We start from the raw sequence: 20667 nt of genomic DNA on the forward strand, positions 1-20667 counted from the left end.
TATTTCATGTTCACATATAATAATGAGGCCGCAATCCACGACCTCATCACCTTCATTTAAACATAAATCAATTCCTTGAGAATAATCTCTTCCGCAATTGCTCTGTGCTGGTTGGCTGCTCTTACCCATGCAATCTGATCTATTTCTTTATCCGGCAATGGTTCTTTTTCTTCTAACTGCTTCAGAATTACCTCTTCCCGTTCTCTGGCTGCCTTGTCCACTTCCAGAAGATGCTTTCCAATCGTATCCTGCAGAAGCATCACCTGATAGGTTGAATTTCGATGATTCTTCAGATAATCTCTGCGAAGAAAACCATACTTGCCAAGTTGCTCCATCTGTTCTCCGGATTTATAGGTGAGATTCGGGATTAGATATCCATTTACATTTGTATACGTTATATAAATAGGACATTCGCAATCCGCTTTCGCTACTTGCTCATGAACGTAGTTGCTTCGCTGCCTGCGTTCATTTTATTAGCACTCTCCATTTCTCATCATTTTTTGACCACAAATTTACGACAAATCTGACACTGCTTTACAATACCAGACAAAATGACTGATGCCCCGGAAAGCCTGTAAAACCGGCACTTCCGGGATACACAAGACAGGACAAAAATCGATTTCCATTATCAAGAGGTGAGTGCTAATTTTTTGTGAAAAATTTGTGAAGCACCTCTTTATTTGAAACTAAGAGCATAAGTGACTTGAAATTAAAAAAATATAATTGCAGTCATCTCAAAGTACTGATGTAAGCGTCAAATAAAAAGGTGTACAGACATTCCAACAGTTTTCCCTTAAAATCATAATTATAATTATGATACTCAAAGAGAAAAGTATGGATTTTTCACTTCTTACCCCAGATAAACAAGTGAAATACCAATACTGGTTAAATGTAATCCATGAATGCCGGGCATCGGGATTAACGCTTACAAAGGAAGCCAAAAATAAACGCCTGTTCTATGATTTCAAACAATAACCATAGAACAGGCATTTTTATTTATCACATATTATTTTACAGAAATGTGTTCTCTGGATTTTTCAGCAATCTCTTTCTTGATTGCTTCTACAAACTCATCCAGTGGAAGCACATTTGTTTCTTTTTCTCCGTGGAGACGGAAAGAAACGCTGCGGTTATCTCTTTCGTTAAATCCAACAACCAGCAAATAAGGTACTTTCTGTACCTGGCCATCACGCATACGATAGCCAAGTTTTTCGGAACGGTCATCAAGCTCAACACGAACATCAGCAGCCTCTAATGCATCAACGATTTCTTTCGCATAAGCATTTAATCCATCATCGTCTGTTTTGACCGGGATAACACGAGCCTGGACAGGAGCAAGCCATGTCGGCAGATTTCCTTTTGTTTCTTCCAGGATATAAGCCATGAAACGATCCAGAGATCCCAGGATAGCACGGTGCAGTACAACCGGTGTCTTCTTTTCGCCATTGCTGTCAATGTAATACAGATTGAATTTAGCTGGCAGACAGAAATCTAACTGGCAGGTAGAAAGTGTGATTTCATTACCGATAGCCGGCTGAACATTTACGTCCAGTTTCGGGCCATAGAATGCAGCTTCACCGATTTCTTCTGTGTACTCAATTCCGATATCATTTAAAACATGACGCAGTGCATCTTCTGCTGTATTCCACATCTCATCATCATCATGATATTTTTCTTTGTTCTCAGGATCACGGAGAGAAAGAACACAACGATAATTACTAATACCAAAATCTTTATAAGTATCAAAAATCAATCTGACAACTTTTGTAAATTCATCCTTGATCTGCTCTGGTGTTACAAACAGATGGGCATCATTCTGGCAGAAGTGACGGCCACGTTCAATACCTTTTAAGGTACCGCTGCTCTCATAACGGAAGTCATGAGCGATTTCACCGATACGGATCGGCAGGTCTTTGTAGGAATGTCTTCTGTTTGCATAGATCATCATATGATGCGGACAATTCATTGGTCTGAGGACAAAGGACTCTCCTTCCATTTCCATAGGCGGGAACATGTTCTCTTTGTAGTGATCCCAGTGTCCGGAAGTCTTGTAGAGATTTACAGTACCAACACAAGGAGTCATAACATGGAGATATCCAAGTTTTCTTTCTTTATCCTTGATGTAGTTTTCCAGCTCCTGCCAGATCGTATAACCTTTTGGCAGGAACATTGGAAGGCCACGTCCAACAAGATCGTCTACCATAAACAAGTTCATATCTTTACCGATTTTTCTGTGATCTCTTTCTTTGGCTTCCTCTAATAACTGTAAGTGTGCATCCAGCTCTTCCTGAGTCGGGAAACATACACCGTAAATACGCTGAAGCATTTTATTCTTGCTGTCACCTTTCCAGTAAGCACCAGAATGACGGATCAGCTTGAAGTATTTACATAATTTTACATTATCTACATGAGGTCCACGACAGAGGTCTGTGAAATCACCCTGATCGTAAACTGTGATATTGCCATCATCAAGATCCTCAATTAAGTCCAGTTTGTAAGGATCATCTTTGAACATTTCCAGAGCTTCCTCTTTGGAAACTTCACGGCGAATGATCTTTTTGCCGGATTTAACAACCTTTTTCATTTCTTTTGTGATCTTTTCGATATCCTCATCACGGATAACATCATCGCCAAGATCGATATCATAGTAGAATCCCTCTGCTACAACAGGTCCTACCCAGAATTTGGCATTCGGATAAAGATGTTTAATTGCCTGTGCCATGACATGGGCGCAAGAATGATTAAGTGTGTTTAACTGCTCATTTTCTTTGAAATTTACCATTTGTCTTCTCCTTTTTTATTTTTGATTTGTATGAAATAATGTCAGAGTCAAAAGATATTTTCCCTGACTTGCAATAGAATGAAAAAAGCACCCATAGATTTATACATGATCTAAGGGTGCTTGCACACGGTTCCACCTTAATTTTTACTCTTACAGCCGATAACGGGGCAATACGGTAACGCTTCGGAGTCAATCCTTCTGCGCACAGCTTCGAAGTGGTCTTCATGTAATCCGTTCTCAAGAAACTTCCAGCATATGTTTCTCTCTCTGTCAGAACCTGACTACACTACTTTCTTCATCAACGCTTTTATGGGTACTCTTCATTTTGACTTAACCCATTATAATATAGTTGCGAATTTAATTCAACGGATTTTTGAAAATATTTGACAATCCATTTTCTATACGTTACTGTTCAAGGGTTAGCTGGACTTGAGAAAACCGATGGTGTAGACTGATAACAGTCAAAGCCATCGGTTTTCTTTATCCAAATATTCTGGACACTCTGTCATATATATTTGCCGGATCTTCAAGGCGCATCAAAACAAGCATGCTCATGCATTGGCAGAGATAATCGATGCTTTCGAAACTTCTGAATGTCACGGCCTGCGCCTGTTTCCGCTTATAATTCCTTAGAAGCCTTTCGGCTTCATTATTCGTGGCAGGTACCCGGATATCATGCAGGAACAACAGATGGTTGTGCATGTATTTCTCCATTCTCAGGAATAAATTGTACCCGTCTTTATAATAATCATTTGCCGGAATGTCTTCATATTCTTTCCGGGCAGTTTCCAGTATCTCACGGTATCGTTTTTCGAATCCGGAGACTATTTCCGGATCTGGCCCGTGTGGCTGCCGGCATCCATTTCGGAAGTGGACCATTTCCTGCACCAGTGCATGCATTTTTTTATTCCAGGTACGGTCTGGTTCATTCTCCATGCTGGCTTTCAGATACCGCAGTACATGGGCAAGGCATTCCTGATGATCTGCTCCATAATTATAAAAGGTAATATCATGGTCATGGACAAGGATCCCCTGATAGTCTTCTGTAACCGTACCCTTTACTCCTTCGTGTCCCTTTTTCTCGCGGGCAAAGTACAGGGCTTTTCCGTCCGGGGTTGCACAGACATATACCTGGCAGCTCTTTCCGTTTTCCCTGGCATTTGTACAATCCGTATGCATAACAGGGGAAAGCAGCATATCTGCATAGGCAGACCTGCGTTCAGGCTCAGTTTTTAAAGCAAACTCCCGGTTTAGTCTGCTTATCATGCCTTTGGAAATATTCAGTTTTCCACCCGTCAGGTCGGACAGAAAAGCTCTGCTCTTATCAATGGATGTACAGCAGTCATTGTTCAGAAGGAACAGAAAAGCCCGTATGCTGCCATCATAATTCACATCATCGATAACTCCATCTGGAAATGCTGCATGTGCACGTTCTCCCGTATGACTGTTATAATAAACATCTGCATGATATTCCATTACATTCAGGACCATACGGATACTTACCATCTGCTTTATGATGGTCCTGGCAGTCTTTTTAAAAGCACAGTCTTCGAGCACTTCTTCAGGTGGAGGAAGGAGGATAACTGGCTGCGTAGGCTCCTGCCTTTTCCGGCAGTGCCCTTTGTGGCCAGGCTGCCCGCCTGGTTTTCTGCCTGTTTTTTCCCTGTTGTTTGTGATCTTTTTACGTCGTACTGCTTTTGAAGAAGGAATAGAAGAGTTTTCATAATCGCGGTTGATCTGTGCCCGTAGTTTCAGATTCTTTCCCTGTTCTTCTTCCAGTCTGGATGCCGCTTCATAAAACTGATGTCTGAAAACGGCTGCTTTATCCAGTGCATCATCTCTTTGCTTTTCTGCATTCAGTGCACGGATCTCCATTTTTCGGAGTTCCTGCGCGGACCTTTTTTGTGCCTTTTCAAACTCTCGGAGCATATCCTCCAGTACCTGAAGCCAGTAATTGCGCACACGGATCGTTTCTTTGTGCGCATCTGCAAGTTCTTTTTTCAGCTTCTCAATCTTATGTTCATAAACGTTGTACTCTTTCTGATGAAGTTCTTCTAACTGGATATATCTTTCGCCAGATTCCAGTTCTTTGTTTCTGCGTTGTGCAGCTTTCAGCCGACACATGAGAGTGATATGATCATAAGTATCAGGCATACGTTTTCCTCCGGTACAGTCCTGCTAAACACTGCTGACGATATCTGTGATCTTTGAGATATGATCCTCGAGATATTCGATCAGCTCTTTCTGTTTCTGGATGAATTCCTCCTGGATCTCGATCTGCCTGAGATAGCCGTCAAGAAGTTCATCACGTTTTTTTAGTTCCTGTATAAAATCAATCTCCATAAAAACAACCTCTCTTTCTTGAAAAAAGTATAGCAGAAATGCAGAAAAAAGCGAATTCCCGGAAATGACCCATTGGGCAATCTGACTGTGGATAAATCTCCATTATAAGATTAAAAATGAGCAGATATAAGGCCTCTGTCTGAAAGAATGGATAAGATTCGGTGTATAACTTTTGTGAAAAAGAACAGCAGAAAAAACTATAAACACAGTTTTTTCTGCTGAAGATAATTATCCACAAAATAGAAAAAATAATTTCGTCACTTTTTACAATGACTTATACACACCTTTGAACAGTAACTTCTATACACCTCTTTTCTTATATGTTTTGCTTTTCTTTTACTGCAATGAAAAAACTGCCGCTGCCATATAAACCAAAATAGACACAATACAGTAAAGTGAATTGGTAGTAGATGCATATGCACTGCTCTCTTTTTTCTTCAAAAACGTCTGAAGACTGAACGTAGCCGGTGATGACATATACATGATAACTGCCAGATTCAGTAGTCTGGAACTTCCCACAAAGTACTTCACAGCCAGCAGAACTCCTGCCATCATAACTGCCTGCAGGCACACGCGCATGATAATCGTCTTAATACATGGTTTTATCAGTTCCGGAGTCAGTTCTATACTGTATCCTACAGTCAGAAGAATAATGGAAGAAACAGACACCGTCAAAATGTTTTCCACACTCAGATAAGTTCCGCCAAGTGGTCCCTCAATCAGTCTGCTGATAACTCCGGATAATCCGGCAATAATTCCGAGAACACTTGCCACAAATGCAGGGGTCTTCAATGCACTGAAAAGCAAATTTTTGATATTAAATTTCTCTCCGTTTTCGGTCTGACCCAGAAGTCCCATATAGATGCTGAATCCAAAAAGTAATCCCGCAATATCAAGCACTGCGATCTGGGACAGATTTTCACTGCCACATAAACTGGTATATAAAGGGTATGCCATCATTCCTCCCTCATACACACAGACCATAAACGGAAGATATTTTCTATATGTCTCTTCCATAAACGGCTTCAGCAAAAATCCAATTCCAAATGAGATCACCAGCATCACAAACATGATCAATACCAGGATTCCTGTTTCCTTGCTGTATTCCGCAGTTGCCAGAGCATGAAAAATCGCAACCGGCAGCATAATATTAGTCACCAGGGTCTTCATGTTGTCAATACCGCTCTGCGTCAACAATTTTCCTTTTCTGCACGCCATTCCCAGTATGACCATAACCAATACCGGTAAAATAATCTCCAGGATTTCCATGTTATTTCTTCTCCTTTTCCTCAGGCTATTTTATCTGCTGTATTCGCCTTTATTCTTTTTTATTATAGCAGTTTATGGAAATAAAGAAATGCCAGTCTTACACTTTTTTACCGTATTTTTTTGCTCGGCAGACTTGCGATAACAATATTTTCCAGATATAACTTTTGTTTTTCTTGTGCTCAATCCATCTATGTTTTATAATTCCATCTTTGACAGTTGCTGAGATAAAAAATCGCTGTATCCCTTGTGTTTACTGGGGTACAGCGATTTTCGTCGTTGTCATGAAATATAGTAATTTATTCTTTTCCTTCAAAATATCAGCGACATTATCATCAAGATCCGATATCCAACTGTCAAACTCCCGGTTAAATAATACCAGGTAAATCTGCTAAAATGATGCAAAAATACTAAAGAGACTTACTATTTTTCTGAGGGTAGCATATAAACTTTTCTATTGCTTTTTATCCAGTTTCACTACTCTGGTACACACTTTCTCCACCAGTTCCGCATCATGACTGACCACGATCATCCCAATTCCCCGTCTCTGGGTTTCTTCTATCAGAAAATGCCAGATCTGGCTTTGAGTAATGAGGTCCAGCATAGTACTGATCTCGTCCGCCAACAGAAACCGGGTTCTCTTTCCAAGTGCCCTTGCAATACAAAATCTCTGCAGTTCACCACCGGAAAGTTCTGTTGGGAAACGATTCAGCCAGTCCGGTTCTATTCCCAGTTTCTCCATAAGTGCCGGATCCACCTGGTCACCTTCTTCGAAGACTGCCCGCATCCGAAACCTCGGATTCACTGCCTGTTCCGGATGCTGCCAGATCATCTGTACCGGGCAGTACCCTTTATAGGACTGTAGTTGTTTTCCATCCAACAGGATTTCGCCGCTTTCCGGTTCTTCGTATCCTGCCAGCAGCTTACATAAAGTCGTTTTTCCAAATCCGCTTGGAGCTACGATTCCTACTCTTTCACTGCTGTCTGCACGCAAACTGAACTGATTTAAAATCTGTCTCCCCTTTTCTTCATAACGAAAAGAAAGATTCTTTGCTTCAAGTATCATAAATGCACCTCACATAGCCGTTTCCTGCCAGCCGCCATGGAATCTCTTTCTCCTGACATCTGTCCGTACATTTCTCACATCGTGGAGCAAACGGACATCCCTGTTTCCTGTCTCTGGCATACGGCTGTACCCCGTCAATGTAATGAAATCCATTCTTCGGCATAGCCCTCCACAACGCTTTTGTATAGGGATGCCGCAGGGTTTCTTCCTTCGCAAAATCCTCTGCCATTGCATCTTCAACCGTATATCCTGCATAAAACACCTGAATCCGGTCTGCTGTCTCAAGTGCCAGTTCCAGATCATGGGTAATGATGAGTACTGCTGCCCCCATATCTGCAAGCTGCCTGAAATGCTCCATCGCACGTCTGGCAAGCTTCGGGTCCAGTCCCGGTGTCGGCTCATCTGCGATGACCAGTTTCGGTGTTTCGATCAATGCCGTGGAAATCATGATCCGTCTCGTCATTCCGCCTGACAATTCAAATGGATACTGTTCCTGCACCTTTTTATCCAACGAATACTTCTCAAAAATACGGTCGAGCTTTCTCTTCTTTTCCGGATCTTTTTTCCCTTTGCAGATTTGCTGTCCTACTTTCATAAGTGGATCCAGATAAGATGTACTCTGCGGAACCAGAACGATTTCTTTTCCACGAAGTTTCCTGATTTTTTTCTCTGTCAGCGGTTCCCCACAATATTGAATCCCGCCCTTCATGGATGCATTATAGGGCAGGATTCCCAATATTCCATGCGCCAGAAGACTCTTCCCTGAGCCGGAGGAACCCACGATTGCAACCATCTCCCCTGCACGAACCGTAACATTTAAATCGCTGATCACCGGAAGTTCCGTCTGATGCATTCCTTTCTGATACTGGCAGAAAGAAATCTTCATATGATTGATTTCCAGAATTTTTTCTTTTTCCAATTCCCTGCCCTCCTATTCATGTGCACTGGCCGGATCAAGCAGCATACGGAGATTTTCACCCATTGTAAAAAAGCATACTACTGTAAGGATCAGCATGATTCCCGGGAATAATGCAAGCCACCATTTCCCTGTCACCAGATATTTCATTGCCTCAGAGAGAATAATTCCGATTGCAGGCTGCTCATTCGACAGGCCAAATCCCAGAAATGTAATACTGGATTCATGGAGAATTGCATGAGGAAAAAGCAATACCAGTCCTACAATAAACTGTGGCAACAGATGCGGCACCATATGTTTCATGGCAATATACAGGTTACTTTTTCCCAGTTTCTTTGCTGTTTTTATATAAATCTGCTCCTTTAACTGCAGCACTTCCCCTCTGATCAGTCTCGCCAGAGAAGTCCAGTGTGTCAAAGCCACTCCAAGGATCACACCCTTTAATCCTCTTCCACATGCCACGCAGATAAGGATCAGAAGCAGCATATGCGGGATTCCCATCACCAGATCAATAAACCAGGTCACAACAGCGTCTGCTGTTTTTCTCATTGTTGCCGAAACAACTCCCAGGATAAATGCCATAACTGCACTGAATGTAGCAGCACAGATTCCGATAATAATGCTGATAGAAAGCCCTCTGACTGTTCTGGCAAACATATCTCTTCCAAGCCAGTCTGTTCCGAACGGATAACTCAGACAGGGTGGCAGATTCTTTCTGGAAAAGTCTGTTGCCTGTGCCGCTTCCTTACAGAAAAATCCACCGATACAGACAGCTGTCAGAAAACCTATTGCTACAATCAGGAAAACTATGGTTGTCTTTCTTCTGTTCCATCTCTTTTTTCTACATTCTTCTTCATCTCTTCTGTTTTCAACGAAACTCTTTTCAGGATATACATCTGATCTTTTTTCCGGAAATGCAGCCGCTTCTTTCACCTCACCACACCTCCTCTTCGTATTCTTGGATCAATTACACCATAGAGAATATTCGCGATCAGATTCCCGCCAAACACAAATAAAGCACTGATGATCGTAATTGCCATCAAAAGTGGCATATCGCTTCCAAGTCCCGCACTGACTGCTGCCTGTCCAAGCCCCGGATAGGAAAAAACCTGTTCTACCAGTACTGACCCGCCAAAGATTTCGCTGATTGAAGCAAACTGCAATGTCATGGCAGGTCCCAGCACATTGCGGAGTCCATGATTTCTGAAAATCTCCCAGGTACTCTCCCCTCTTGCTCTGGCAAAGAGTACATAATCACTATCGCAGATATCGATCATTTTTTCTCTGGTGTGCATGGCAATATTGGAAATCCCGGTAACAGACAACGTCACTGCCGGAAGAATCGCATGACGCACACGATCCAGAAAAGTAACTCCGCTGGCTTCCACACCAATTGGAACACTTAATCCAATCGGCAGTATCTTCATCCACACCCCGAAGATCATCAGAAGAAGCATTGCAATCCAGAAAGCAGGTGTACTGGAAATAAGCAGGCAATATCCTTTAATCACTTTATCAATCGGTTTTCCACGTTTCATTCCTGACAGAGCACCCAGCAGGAATCCGATCAAGCCTGACAGAACCCACGCTGTGATCATCAGAAACAGTGAATTTCCGAGTTTGACAGCAATCACTGTGGTTACTTTCTGACGGTAAAGGAGAGATACTCCCATATCTCCCCTTACAAAGTCTTTAAACCATGCCAGATACCGCTGCACCGGCGGCTTTCCCACGCCCCAGTATTCCTCAAGTTTCGCAATCTGCTCCTGGCTCATACTTCCAAGAGCAGTCTGTCCCACATTAGCTTTCAATGGATCAATGGGAGAAGCCGTCATAAGTGCAAATGCTGCAATACTTACTGCAAACAGAAGCAGCAGCATTTTTATAAAATTTCTGAAAATAAATTTTCCTGTTGTACTGTTCAAAATATTTCTCCGATATTTATTTTTATATGATTTATTTTCATATGAACTATTTCATGTGAACTGTTCCCATATACGCTATTCCCCATATGAGTTATTCCTATATAATCTATTCCCATGTCCACTGATCTACATTATTTACAATTGACCAGCCATGTCCATGCGGATGGATTTTCTGATCTGCGATCTTAAGACCGTCTTTCACGAAATACAGATGATCAATATTGCAAAGCCAGATCCAGGGGATATCACCATCCTGTGTAATCCCTGTCTCACCATCCCACTGTGCCTTTTTCCATAGATCATAAGAGCTCTCCAAATCACTGGATTCCAGTGCTTCATCCATATATTTATCAACTGTTTCATTGGAATACGGAGAATATTCTGCCAGTCCTGTTTCGCTCATCGTATGATAGATGTTGTAAAGTTCCATCGGTGTATGTGCTCCCCATCCCCACACAAGCGGTTCTGATTCTGCTCTGGTATAAGCGGTATCCCAGTCAACACCCTCAGTCGTCACTTCGATTCCAAGTTCGGTAAGCTGATTCTTCGTATCTTCTGCCAGTGCCTGACGTACAGAATCAGATGCCGGATAAAGCATAGTCAGTTCTGCGCGGATGCCGTCTTTCTCACGGATACCGTCATCCCCGGTTTCCCATCCTGCTGCGTCCAGAAGTTCCCTGGCCTTGTCCTGATCATATTCAACTTCTGCCTCTTCGTTATACCATGGCATCTTGTCACATACACTGTATGCAGGTGTTCCGTAACCATTCAGTACATTCTGAATCATTTCCTCACGGTCAATTCCAATATTGATCGCACGTCTGACTTCCACATCACTGGTAAAATCATTTCCATAAGTTACGCCATCAATCTCTGCTGCCTCTGTTGCCGGAAGATTAAATCCACGGTTATCAACCGTCTGTACACTGAACAGATCGTATCCGTCCACAGTCATATCTGAATAAGAAGCTGCTGTATGTGCAACATCTACCGTTCCTGCCTGCGCTGCTGCCAGTGCCGCATCCTCTTCCATAAAAAGCACAGTCACTTTCTTCATCGTCGGTGCTTCTCCGTAATAATCCGGATTTGCTTCAAAAATGACCTGCTGTCCTTTATCCCACTGTTTCATGATATAACGACCGGAACCAATCGGATTCTGACCATAATTTTCATCATATGCGTGTTCCGGTACGATTCCTACGATTGCCATAGTATACGGCCAGACAGCAAACGGAGTATTCATATGAAACTCTACTGTAGTATCATCCACTGCCACTGCTTCTTTCAGCATGGAAAAATCATTCACGGAGCTGTTGTCACGACAGTTATTGTATGTAAATGCCACATCGTCTGCTGTCAGCGGCTCACCGTCTGTAAATTTCACATCATCACGGATTTTCACAGCCCATGTCAGTCCGTCTTCGCTTACTGAATAATCGGTTGCAAGATCCATTCCTATGGACAGATCCGTGTTTGTAACAGTCAGAGTACTCTGAATCAACGGCTCGTGTACATGCTCTCCTGCTCCCCATCCATATGCAGGGTCAAAACCTGCTTCCGGTTCTGATGTTGTCGGCATTGTCACGATTACTTCATCTTTTCCTGTACTCTGTTCCTGCGCAGCATACACTGCCGCAGTTCCTCCCGCAAATGAGACCGTCATACAGACCGCAGTCAGAATTGCCAGTAATTTTCTCTTCATTTTTTCGTTCCCCCTTTTGCTTTTTATCCATGCACTCTGCTGTGTTTGCTGATAAATATACCGTTATTTTTTGTATATTGTGCATAACTGATTAGTGACAGTATATCATTATTCCAATACTGGCATAACCGCCCATAGGGGATATTTACCTATTCATATATGGCATGATTCCACACATTTTTTCATACCGGAAAATCTCCCATAAAGGCAATATAGTCAGTCCATAAACTTGTGCCATACAGCAAAAAAGAGACACAGGCCTCCAGGAAATTTCCCGCATAAAAAAAGTACTTCCATCTGCAGAAGTACTTTTTCATGAATACAAATATGCAATTATTTATAATACCGAGTCAATCAACTTTCTTGTATAATCCATCTTTGGATGATTAATTATCTCATCCGGTGTTCCGCATTCCACAGTCTTTCCATGATAAAGAACAAGAACTCTGTCACAAAATACCTGAACCAGAGCCAGATCATGGCAAATGAGAATAAAGGAAAGGTTTTCTTTCTGTTTTAATTCAATCAGTAACTCCAAGATCTGTTTCTGAACTGTCACATCCAGTGCACTGGTTGCTTCATCACAGATTAAAATGGATGGATTTACTGCCAATGCCCTGGCTATCGCAGCACGCTGGCACTGTCCACCACTTACCTGATGTGGATAGCGATCTGCGTATTCTTTTTCTAATCCACATTTTTCCAGAAGTTCCGCCACTTTTCTACGGGTCTCTGCACGGCTTAGTCCCATATTCCGCAGGCTTTCTCCAATTCCATCCCCCAGAGTACAACGAGGATCAAACGATTCCATCGGCATCTGAAATACCATCTGCATATCTTGGTAGATTTCCCGAAGTTCTTTTCCTTTTACATGAGTAATATCTTTTCCTTTCAGAATCACTCTGCCCTCTGTGATACTCTCCAGATGTGTAATCATCTTTGCGATCGTACTCTTACCGGAACCGGACTCACCTACGATCCCCAGACACTCTCCCTGTTCCAGTTCAAAACTGGTATCATCTACTGCCGTTAATGCCTTTTTCCCGGATATAAATGTCTTCGTAAGATGTTCTGCTCTTAAAATTGTATCTGTCACCTGTATGTTCCTCCTAAACTCTGATCTTCATCCAAAGCCATTCCCAAATAAAAAAACTCATGTATGTTCTCGCTTCAAATGAAGCACAGAATTCATCAACTTCTGCGTATACGGGTCCTGCGAATAATCCAGAACATTCTCCGTTTCTTCATAATCCCTGACAATTCCGTTCTGAAGTACCAGTATCCGGTCTGCCATTGCTCTTACCACACCGATATTATGTGTCACCAGAATCATCGCTGTGTGATATTCCTTTCGCATCAGCAGAAGTTCCTCTACCACCTGTTTCTGTACTGTCACATCCAGTGCACTGGTAGGTTCATCTGCAAGGAGAAGATTCGGGTGCATGATCATAGCAGTGCAGATTCCCACACGCTGGTTCATTCCTCCCGAAAGTTCAAAAGGATAACTGTCCAGCACACGTTCATAATCATCCATACCGATTTTCTTCATAATCTCCCCGGCACGTATCAGGGTTTCTTTTTTCGATAGTTTTTCATGTGCAGATACAGCTTCATGTATCTGCACGCCAATTTTACGCACCGGGCAAAGCGCCGCCTTACAGTCCTGAAATACCATCCCGATTTCTGTTCCCAGATACCTGCGGAGTTTCTTCTCACTCATATCTGTGAGATTTTCACCCTGATACCAGATATCACCCTTTGTCACCAGACCTTCCTCTCCCAGAAGTCCCATGACAGCTTTAATGATCGTACTTTTTCCGCTTCCGGATTCTCCCACAATACCGAGAATTTCTCCCTGTTTCAATTCAAAACTGACATCTTGGACTGTCGGCTCTCCATTATAACTGATCGTAACATGATCTACTTTCAGCAAAGAATCTGACATATTCTTCTCTTTTAAAGAATTCATTGTATTCTCCCGATTTTTACTGACACTCTCCATTATAGCAATCCTTTAAAATAAGGATTTTCGTCATAGTATATAACTCTTACTGTACATCCAGATCCGCAGTAATTTCATAATAATCACAAGGATGTGCTGCCATTCCTGTTACATTGGCTTTCGTCACGATTCCCATGTTCAGATGTGAAACAAAGAAATACGCATCATCGTCCAGAATCTTCTGCTGAAGTTCTACAGCCAGTTTTCCTCTCTCATCTGTATCAAAAGTCTGATGAAGCTGCTCTGTCAGTTTCGTTACTTCGTCATTCTGATAATTTCCATAATTCTTAGAACCAGTCACTGTACTGCTGAAAAAATATTCCGGATCACCGGTAGGCGCTGTTGTTAAAGAGCTTACATAAACATCAAACTCTCCGTTTTCTGCATAAGTTCTGTGATCAGAAGTATTATTTACAGACACATCAATTCCAATCTCTTTCAGAGTTGCCTGTGCATATTCCGCAAGCTTCGGCTGCTCCAGACGTGTCGGATAAGTAAGCCAGTTAATAGTCAGCTTCTGTCCGTCTTTATCCACATATCCATCACCGTCTGTATCTGTCCATCCTGACTCCTCCAGAAGTTTCTTCGCTTCTTCCGGGTCATAAGATACTGTTTCTACTGCATCATTTCCATAGGTAAAGCTGCTCGGAAATGCTCCCTTTGCCGGGATTCCTCTTCCTTCCATGATCACAGAGCAAAATCCCTCTTTATCAATTCCCATTTCAATTGCCTTACGCACATTCTGATCCTGAACAATTTCGGAATCCATGTTAAACTGTCCGAAGAAACAGCGGCTTGTAGCGCAGGAATTGATCGTATAATCCGGATTTCCGTCAAACAGAGAATAGTTATCATACTGAAGTCCATAAGTTCCCTGAATATCACCTGTCTGCAAGGCAGCAGTCAATGCACTTCCATCTGCAAAGGATTTGACTGTGATTTTATCTACATTTACCTCACCGCCCCAGTAATCCTCATTTTTTACAAGATCAATCTGAGTAGGTGTAACCTTCTCTGCAATATAAGGACCGGTTCCTGCTACATTGGCAGATCCGCCTTCTCCCTGAATACCATAATCCATATCTATGATCGCACCGTATGGATCTCCCAGATAATTAATGATCGCCGGGCATGGCTCTGTAGTATAAATAGTAAGTGTAAGCCCATCTGCTTCTATATGATCGATTTTCAGGTCATATGGTGCACGGTCATGAACTGTGATCAGATCTTCCAGACATTCCTTTACAGCTTCTGCATCCATAGTTCGTCCACTGGAAAATTTCACTCCGTCACGCAGTGTGATCTTTACCGTAGTATCATCCACAAACTCATAATCTGTTGCAAGCCATGGCTCCACTTCCATATTATCGTTATATTTGAAAAGAGTTTCTCCCACACCATAGCGAAGTGCGCTCCATCCGGAATAGTTATCATGAGGATTCAGTCCTGCATCTCCCATTTCTTCACTGTACCCGGTTGTCCCGTATACAAATGTTTTCTCTCCATCCGCAAACACTGTAGTTGATAAACCTGCAATCAGCATAGTTCCTGTCAGTAAGGCTGCAAAAATTTTTCTTTTCATTTCTTCTTTTCCTCTCTCTTATTCTTTGCTCTTTGTTTTGGATCCATATAGTCTCTCAGTGTATCACCAAGAAGATTAAATATCATAACTGTTATAAAAATTGCCACACCCGGAGCCAGTACCATCCAGGGTGAAATCTGTAGCATACTCCGTCCATCATTGATCATGCTTCCCCATTCTGCTGCCGGAGGCTGTACGCCAAGTCCCAGAAAGGAAAGTCCCGCAAGTTCCATCATCATGGTTCCTATATCCAGGACTGCAGTTACCAGAATCTGACCTGCAATATTGGGCAGAATATGTTTAAAAAGGATCTTCGGTACACTGCTGCCTGACATTTTTACTGCCATCAGATAGGGCGAATCTTTCTGTGCCAGTGTCAGCCCCCTTGCAAGTCTTGCAAATTTCGGCCAGCCGATTACTGCCAGTGCAATGATCGCATTCTGTATTCCGCCGCCAAGAACCCCGGCAACTGCCAGTGCAAAGACAAGGCTTGGAAATGCAAGAAACAGATCTGAGATACGCATCAGTACAGTATCTGCAATCCCACCGCACCATCCGCAGATCAGTCCGATCACAGTTCCTGTAACCGTAACGATCGAAACAAGCAGGAGCGTCGCATAAATACTTGTTGTACTTCCCACCAGAACTCTTGAAAACATATCTCTTCCATAACGGTCTGTTCCCAGAATATGTTCCGGACCCGGCGGTTTCTGTGCCAGAAGAAGATCCTGCGCATAGGGATCATACGGACAGAGCTTTCCGGCAACGGCGGCAACAATAAGTAAGATCAGTGTCAGTATTGTGAAGAAAATCAGTTTTTCCCTGATATGGTTTTTCTTTATTTTCTGTTTACGGACAGTAACTTTTTTTCCGCTCATGCCTGATCACCCCCTAATCTGACGCGGGGATCCAGGTAATGATAAATGATATCAGTAATAAGATTCACAACAACGTAAATAATCGCCATCCATGCGACATATGCCTGAATGATCGGATAATCTCTCATAGTAATAGCATCTACTGCCATCTTCCCCACACCATCCCACATAAAAATGGTTTCTACAATTGTGGTTCCACCCAGAAGACTTCCTATAGAAAGTGCAAGCAGCGTAATGATCGTAAGCATGGAAGATTTCATGACATTTTTCCATATGATCACACTTCCTCTTACTCCTCTTGCCCTTGCACCTTTTACGTAATCTTTATTTAACTCCTCAAGTATCGTAGCACGCACCTGCCTAGTATATTTAGAAGCCATTGAAATTGCCAGGGTTAAAGTTGGAAGCACAAGGCTCAATGCCTTATTATCTGTAGTGATGACCGGAAACCACCCCAGCCGTATTGACAGAAAATACATCAATACCAGTGCTGCAAAGAAGTTCGGCATAGAATTTCCGATAAAGCTGAAAAATCGTATCAGATAATCGATCAGACGGTTATGTTTTACTGCTGAAAGAATCCCCAGTGGAATAGAAATTAGCATTGTCAGTAATACAGAAGAAATCGTCAGAAGAATCGTAGCCGGAAGTTTTTCTATGAATGTATCATAAACATCTCTTTTTGATACATAGCTCATTCCCATATCTCCGGTTGCCATTCCTGTGAACCATTTCGCATACTGGACAAGAAACGGCTGATCCAGCCCATATTCTTTCCTTGTCTCGTCAATTACTTCCTGCGAAACTGCCGCTCCTGCATTTTCATACATATAGGTAACAGCATCCCCTCCTGCCAGACGCATCATGGCAAATGATAAAAAAGTGATTCCGATCAGAACCGGAATCAGCAGAAGAAGTCTTTTTACAATATATTTTATCATAAGTTCTCCTTTTTTCATGTGACACTGTATACTCTTCCTGCAACATCACATCATGCGGATTTTACAGGATTTCATAACGTTTCAGTACTTTCACTATAGCATTACGAAGACTGCTATAAACACGATTCTGCTGAATAATCACAAAATTTCTGTAAATCCACAGATAAGTCTAACAAATGACAAAAAAGCACACAACCCCTCGGGAGGGTTATGTGCCATTCTTAATTTGAATACTTTATCCGCATTTTGGAATAAGTCTTATTTAACTCTTCGGAAGTCTGCCCTTTAAGAACGTCAGAAATTCTTCTACACTGTCATCTGTTTTTTCGCCTTTGTGGAGAATATAACCAAAAATAACTTTATTATCCCCCAGTTCCAGCGGTATTCCCGGCGTAGTTCCTGTTTTGTTTTCTGAAAGATAACTTCCGCTTACATTGGAAACTTTGCTGTTTTTCAGCATCTTTTCCATAATATAATCACTATTGGTCAATACAGAAATATCCAAATCTCTCCACTGAAAAGCATTCTCCTGCACGGAACCAATGTCAAAAAATTCATCCTGATAGTTCTGGATAAACCGACTTCCCTCCAGCTCTTCCAGATGAACTTTTTCTTTTCCTGAATCATAAAATTCCGTCTGCCGGCCCGGATAAAAGATTACCTCTGTCTCATACATCGGTATGAATTCCATCTTATTCTTCGCCAGTTCATGCAGAAAATTCTCCTGCTGCTGACTCAAGATATAGACAAATCCTATGTCATCCATGTAATCTCTCACTCTTTCCATCACGCTTCTGACACCTGCTGTCGTCAGTTGAAAATGGTAATTCTTCTCGAATGTTTCATTGTAAAAATCCACGAACTGATTTGCAAACCAGGAACTTGGATTCATGGAAATTCTGATCCACTTCGTCATTCCTCTCGAAGCCATGTTTTCAAGTACATCTATTTCGTTTGTAATCCTACAGGCATAATGATAAACTTTCTGTCCCTGAACAGTCAGGCGGATTCCCCTCGGAAGTCTCTCAAAAAGCTGCATTCCCAGAGTATCCTCCAGAGATTTTATCACCTTGCTCACACTCGGCTGCGTAGAATACAGAATTTTCGCCGCATCACTGAAAGATCCAGTCTGCGCACATGCCACGAAATACTGCAATTGTTTCAAATCCATAAAATGTCCCTCTTCCATCCGGAAAAGTCGATTTCCGCAATTAGCTTTTCGGATGGTTCTTCTTGTTTTCCTTTTATTATCTCAAAACTCATTTCATATTTTTCGCATAATCCCTGTTCAAAAATATCTTATTTCCGTTCTACAATACGATACATAGAAAGTCCTTTCTATATACCGATTGAATACCCCTTCCTCCTGTGTTTCCGGTTCCTGCCAGATAACAGTTTCTTCACTTCCGTCAGATCATTCTTCTGCCTTAAGGCTGCTGCCACCCCAGGTGACAGTCAGCACAGTTGCCAGCTGTCACTTTCCTCTGTTTCATAAAACTTAAACTCCTTTCTTTTTCCTTCTGCATTTATTATATAAATTTTCCCATATATCCGCAATATCAAGAACTGTTTTCGTACATATTTTCGTACTCATAAACAACTTCCGTATAAAGCATCGTCACCCTCTAATGCTTCGCCATACAACCTGGTACCATCCAGTTCCTTCGGCAGATTTCCCTTTGCTGCGGATATGACACGATCAACAATTCTATATGGAAAGGGGATTACCTTTATGAAAGAATATGAAGTTTTTGTAGAAACCATCAAGCTCTGCTTAAATTCTCCCAGTCAATTCGCTCATTTCTGTAGAAAAATTCTCTGTCATGTTCTCCAATTTCACGTAATACACGGCACGGATTTCCCACTGCGACCACATTCTCCGGGATGTCTTTTACGACTACGCTTCCGGCTCCAATTACGGAATTCTTTCCGATAGTAACACCCTGAACAATCACCGTACCGGTTCCAACCCAGACATTTTCTCCGATATGTACTGATTTATTGTACGGCATGGTATCCTCGCGAAGTGATGGATCTACGGACTACTCGTCTGTAAGTTCAGATACATTTGGATTGTAAATGATTCCCTGTTCCATGCGTTCTTTTTCTGTCAGCACCCAAGCAAATGCTTTCGCAGTTCTTATATCCGGTTCTCTAAAATGATTTCCCTGATTCCACTCCAAAGTACAGTTTATCCCGCATTTCGTGAGCCAATCATATCCCTTTTGGATACAGTTTCCAACCTGCGACATCACAGGATTTCTTATTTTTTCTTCTCTGTCACCAAGACTCAGGTAAACTGTCTCACTGTTTATCTCATGTTCTTTCATATAGGCAATAAATCCCGGAAACCAGACAGATGGCGAAGCCGCGGCAACACCAGAAAATATATCTGTCTGATATGCTGCCCATAATGAAAATAAACCAGCAAGGGAGTATCCTCCAATATAATATGCCTTGCTTTTATCTGTGCATAGTGTCAGAATCTGCTCCAGTGTCCTGGCAGCACCATCACCAAAGTCTTCATTTCCAAACACCGCAGGTGCTTTCCACGGAGACAGCTCATAGTTCCAATCATCAACTTTCGCAGCAATAAATCTGAAGTCTATAGAAGTCCGTTTTCTGATTTCCTCAACCTCATTCTCAAGACCAGATAATTCATGGTCACCAGTCAACTGGATCAGAACATTATCCGCATCCGGGTTTCCATACTCATATATAATCACCATTAATTTCCTCTCCATAGCAATAGTATTCTGTGTCGATAATATCATGTCTAACACTTTTTTCCAGTATTCCGGATGTTCATATACGAATGGCATATAGACAAGCGGCTCTCCTTTCCAGGAAAGAGTCGAAGCATTTGGAACCGGCCATTCTTTACAACCGTCTTTTTTCCCTGTTCAAAACCCTGCCATACAAGAACAAATCAGTTCTCATGTTCTTGTCACTCATTGTTTATTCTTATTTTACCACAGATTTGGCCTAATGAAATGACCATAATCTTAGTTTTTCCAATACTGTCCTGACGTTTTAGTTAGTCTAAGCTAATATATAGTTAAGATTTAAATTTTCTTATGAAGGAGGAATGAAATTATGAGTCTAACTGTTATGAAGCTCATGCTGGTATTGGGGATTATCGGACATGCGTTGAACATGTACTGTGATCGTATTCTGAGTGTTTTTCCGAATGGAACATTGAAATTGGAAGATATTAAGACGTTTGGAAAAAATGACAAAATGACAAGGCTGATGGAAGGAGTC

Annotated in this window: 17 protein-coding genes and 1 pseudogene; all 18 read right to left on the minus strand. The window is 42.0% G+C overall.

The window, feature by feature from the left end:
• Window positions 1–56 precede the first annotated feature (56 nt).
• The 18 genes and pseudogenes from R8695_RS13375 to R8695_RS13460 all read right to left on the minus strand — a co-directional run bounded on the left by R8695_RS13375 (window position 57) and on the right by R8695_RS13460 (window position 20225).
• A complete protein-coding gene (locus R8695_RS13375) occupies window positions 57–404 on the minus strand; it encodes a TnpV protein (RefSeq protein ID WP_167829782.1) in 348 nt (115 codons plus the stop codon).
• 602 nt (window positions 405–1006) lie between these two features.
• Complete coding sequence (gene thrS, locus R8695_RS13380; protein ID WP_118509234.1) at window positions 1007–2782, minus strand: threonine--tRNA ligase; 1776 nt, start codon at window positions 2780–2782, stop codon at window positions 1007–1009.
• A gap of 480 nt (window positions 2783–3262) precedes the next feature.
• The gene (locus R8695_RS13385; protein ID WP_195979764.1) at window positions 3263–4936 is read right to left on the minus strand and encodes an IS66 family transposase; all 1674 of its coding nucleotides are present in this window, start codon (window positions 4934–4936) and stop codon (window positions 3263–3265) included.
• A 24-nt stretch (window positions 4937–4960) separates the two neighbouring features.
• On the minus strand, window positions 4961–5125 hold the full coding sequence (locus R8695_RS13390; protein WP_167515506.1) for a hypothetical protein: 165 nt from the start codon (window positions 5123–5125) through the stop codon (window positions 4961–4963).
• 336 nt (window positions 5126–5461) lie between these two features.
• Window positions 5462–6394: an AEC family transporter gene (locus R8695_RS13395; RefSeq protein WP_154781060.1), complete on the minus strand. Its 933-nt coding sequence runs from the start codon at window positions 6392–6394 to the stop codon at window positions 5462–5464.
• A 451-nt stretch (window positions 6395–6845) separates the two neighbouring features.
• On the minus strand, window positions 6846–7457 hold the full coding sequence (locus R8695_RS13400; protein ID WP_154781059.1) for an ABC transporter ATP-binding protein: 612 nt from the start codon (window positions 7455–7457) through the stop codon (window positions 6846–6848).
• Window positions 7447–8343: an ABC transporter ATP-binding protein gene (locus R8695_RS13405; protein WP_154781064.1), complete on the minus strand. Its 897-nt coding sequence runs from the start codon at window positions 8341–8343 to the stop codon at window positions 7447–7449. The genes R8695_RS13400 and R8695_RS13405 overlap by 11 nt, the downstream gene beginning before the upstream one ends.
• Before the next feature lie 45 nt (window positions 8344–8388).
• Entirely contained in the window at window positions 8389–9183 is a 795-nt protein-coding gene (locus R8695_RS13410; protein ID WP_334296267.1) for an ABC transporter permease, read from the minus strand.
• A gap of 119 nt (window positions 9184–9302) precedes the next feature.
• Entirely contained in the window at window positions 9303–10298 is a 996-nt protein-coding gene (locus R8695_RS13415; protein ID WP_279238223.1) for an ABC transporter permease, read from the minus strand.
• A 106-nt stretch (window positions 10299–10404) separates the two neighbouring features.
• The gene (locus R8695_RS13420) at window positions 10405–12000 is read right to left on the minus strand and encodes an ABC transporter substrate-binding protein (RefSeq protein ID WP_154781058.1); all 1596 of its coding nucleotides are present in this window, start codon (window positions 11998–12000) and stop codon (window positions 10405–10407) included.
• A 337-nt stretch (window positions 12001–12337) separates the two neighbouring features.
• Window positions 12338–13096 carry an ABC transporter ATP-binding protein gene (locus R8695_RS13425; protein WP_167829790.1) on the minus strand — a complete coding sequence of 253 codons (759 nt, stop codon included), beginning with the start codon at window positions 13094–13096 and terminating at the stop codon, window positions 12338–12340.
• Window positions 13097–13153: 57 nt separating this feature from the next.
• Window positions 13154–13969, minus strand: a complete 816-nt coding sequence (locus R8695_RS13430; RefSeq protein WP_243139607.1) for an ABC transporter ATP-binding protein — start codon at window positions 13967–13969, stop codon at window positions 13154–13156.
• Between the two features lie 79 nt (window positions 13970–14048).
• The gene (locus R8695_RS13435) at window positions 14049–15584 is read right to left on the minus strand and encodes an ABC transporter substrate-binding protein (RefSeq protein WP_154781057.1); all 1536 of its coding nucleotides are present in this window, start codon (window positions 15582–15584) and stop codon (window positions 14049–14051) included.
• Window positions 15581–16462, minus strand: coding sequence for a nickel transporter permease (gene nikC, locus R8695_RS13440; RefSeq protein ID WP_154781056.1), 882 nt, complete (start codon window positions 16460–16462; stop codon window positions 15581–15583). Before nikC ends, R8695_RS13435 begins: the two co-directional genes overlap by 4 nt.
• Window positions 16459–17403: a nickel ABC transporter permease gene (gene nikB, locus R8695_RS13445; RefSeq protein ID WP_118569882.1), complete on the minus strand. Its 945-nt coding sequence runs from the start codon at window positions 17401–17403 to the stop codon at window positions 16459–16461. The genes nikC and nikB overlap by 4 nt, the downstream gene beginning before the upstream one ends.
• Before the next feature lie 262 nt (window positions 17404–17665).
• Window positions 17666–18574, minus strand: coding sequence for a LysR family transcriptional regulator (locus R8695_RS13450; protein ID WP_118509226.1), 909 nt, complete (start codon window positions 18572–18574; stop codon window positions 17666–17668).
• A 592-nt stretch (window positions 18575–19166) separates the two neighbouring features.
• Window positions 19167–19442, minus strand: a pseudogene (locus R8695_RS13455) (DapH/DapD/GlmU-related protein); the annotation flags it as partial.
• 3 nt (window positions 19443–19445) lie between these two features.
• Window positions 19446–20225: an alpha/beta hydrolase gene (locus R8695_RS13460; RefSeq protein ID WP_330585339.1), complete on the minus strand. Its 780-nt coding sequence runs from the start codon at window positions 20223–20225 to the stop codon at window positions 19446–19448.
• Window positions 20226–20667: the final 442 nt, after the last annotated feature.

Source organism: Blautia luti, assembly GCF_033096465.1.
GTDB lineage: Bacteria > Bacillota > Clostridia > Lachnospirales > Lachnospiraceae > Blautia_A > Blautia_A luti.

What these genes read in the sequence shown, in the direction of transcription:
- thrS (WP_118509234.1), bottom strand. Translation starts at nt 2,782, where the DNA reads ATGGTAAATTTCAAAGAAAATGAGCAGTTAAACACACTTAATCATTCT.
- R8695_RS13385 (WP_195979764.1), bottom strand. Translation starts at nt 4,936, where the DNA reads ATGCCTGATACTTATGATCATATCACTCTCATGTGTCGGCTGAAAGCT.
- R8695_RS13390 (WP_167515506.1), bottom strand. Translation starts at nt 5,125, where the DNA reads ATGGAGATTGATTTTATACAGGAACTAAAAAAACGTGATGAACTTCTT.
- R8695_RS13395 (WP_154781060.1), bottom strand. Translation starts at nt 6,394, where the DNA reads ATGGAAATCCTGGAGATTATTTTACCGGTATTGGTTATGGTCATACTG.
- R8695_RS13400 (WP_154781059.1), bottom strand. Translation starts at nt 7,457, where the DNA reads ATGATACTTGAAGCAAAGAATCTTTCTTTTCGTTATGAAGAAAAGGGG.
- R8695_RS13405 (WP_154781064.1), bottom strand. Translation starts at nt 8,343, where the DNA reads ATGAAGATTTCTTTCTGCCAGTATCAGAAAGGAATGCATCAGACGGAA.
- R8695_RS13420 (WP_154781058.1), bottom strand. Translation starts at nt 12,000, where the DNA reads ATGAAGAGAAAATTACTGGCAATTCTGACTGCGGTCTGTATGACGGTC.
- R8695_RS13430 (WP_243139607.1), bottom strand. Translation starts at nt 13,969, where the DNA reads ATGAATTCTTTAAAAGAGAAGAATATGTCAGATTCTTTGCTGAAAGTA.
- R8695_RS13435 (WP_154781057.1), bottom strand. Translation starts at nt 15,584, where the DNA reads ATGAAAAGAAAAATTTTTGCAGCCTTACTGACAGGAACTATGCTGATT.
- nikC (WP_154781056.1), bottom strand. Translation starts at nt 16,462, where the DNA reads ATGAGCGGAAAAAAAGTTACTGTCCGTAAACAGAAAATAAAGAAAAAC.
- nikB (WP_118569882.1), bottom strand. Translation starts at nt 17,403, where the DNA reads ATGATAAAATATATTGTAAAAAGACTTCTTCTGCTGATTCCGGTTCTG.
- R8695_RS13450 (WP_118509226.1), bottom strand. Translation starts at nt 18,574, where the DNA reads ATGGATTTGAAACAATTGCAGTATTTCGTGGCATGTGCGCAGACTGGA.
- R8695_RS13460 (WP_330585339.1), bottom strand. Translation starts at nt 20,225, where the DNA reads ATGCCATTCGTATATGAACATCCGGAATACTGGAAAAAAGTGTTAGAC.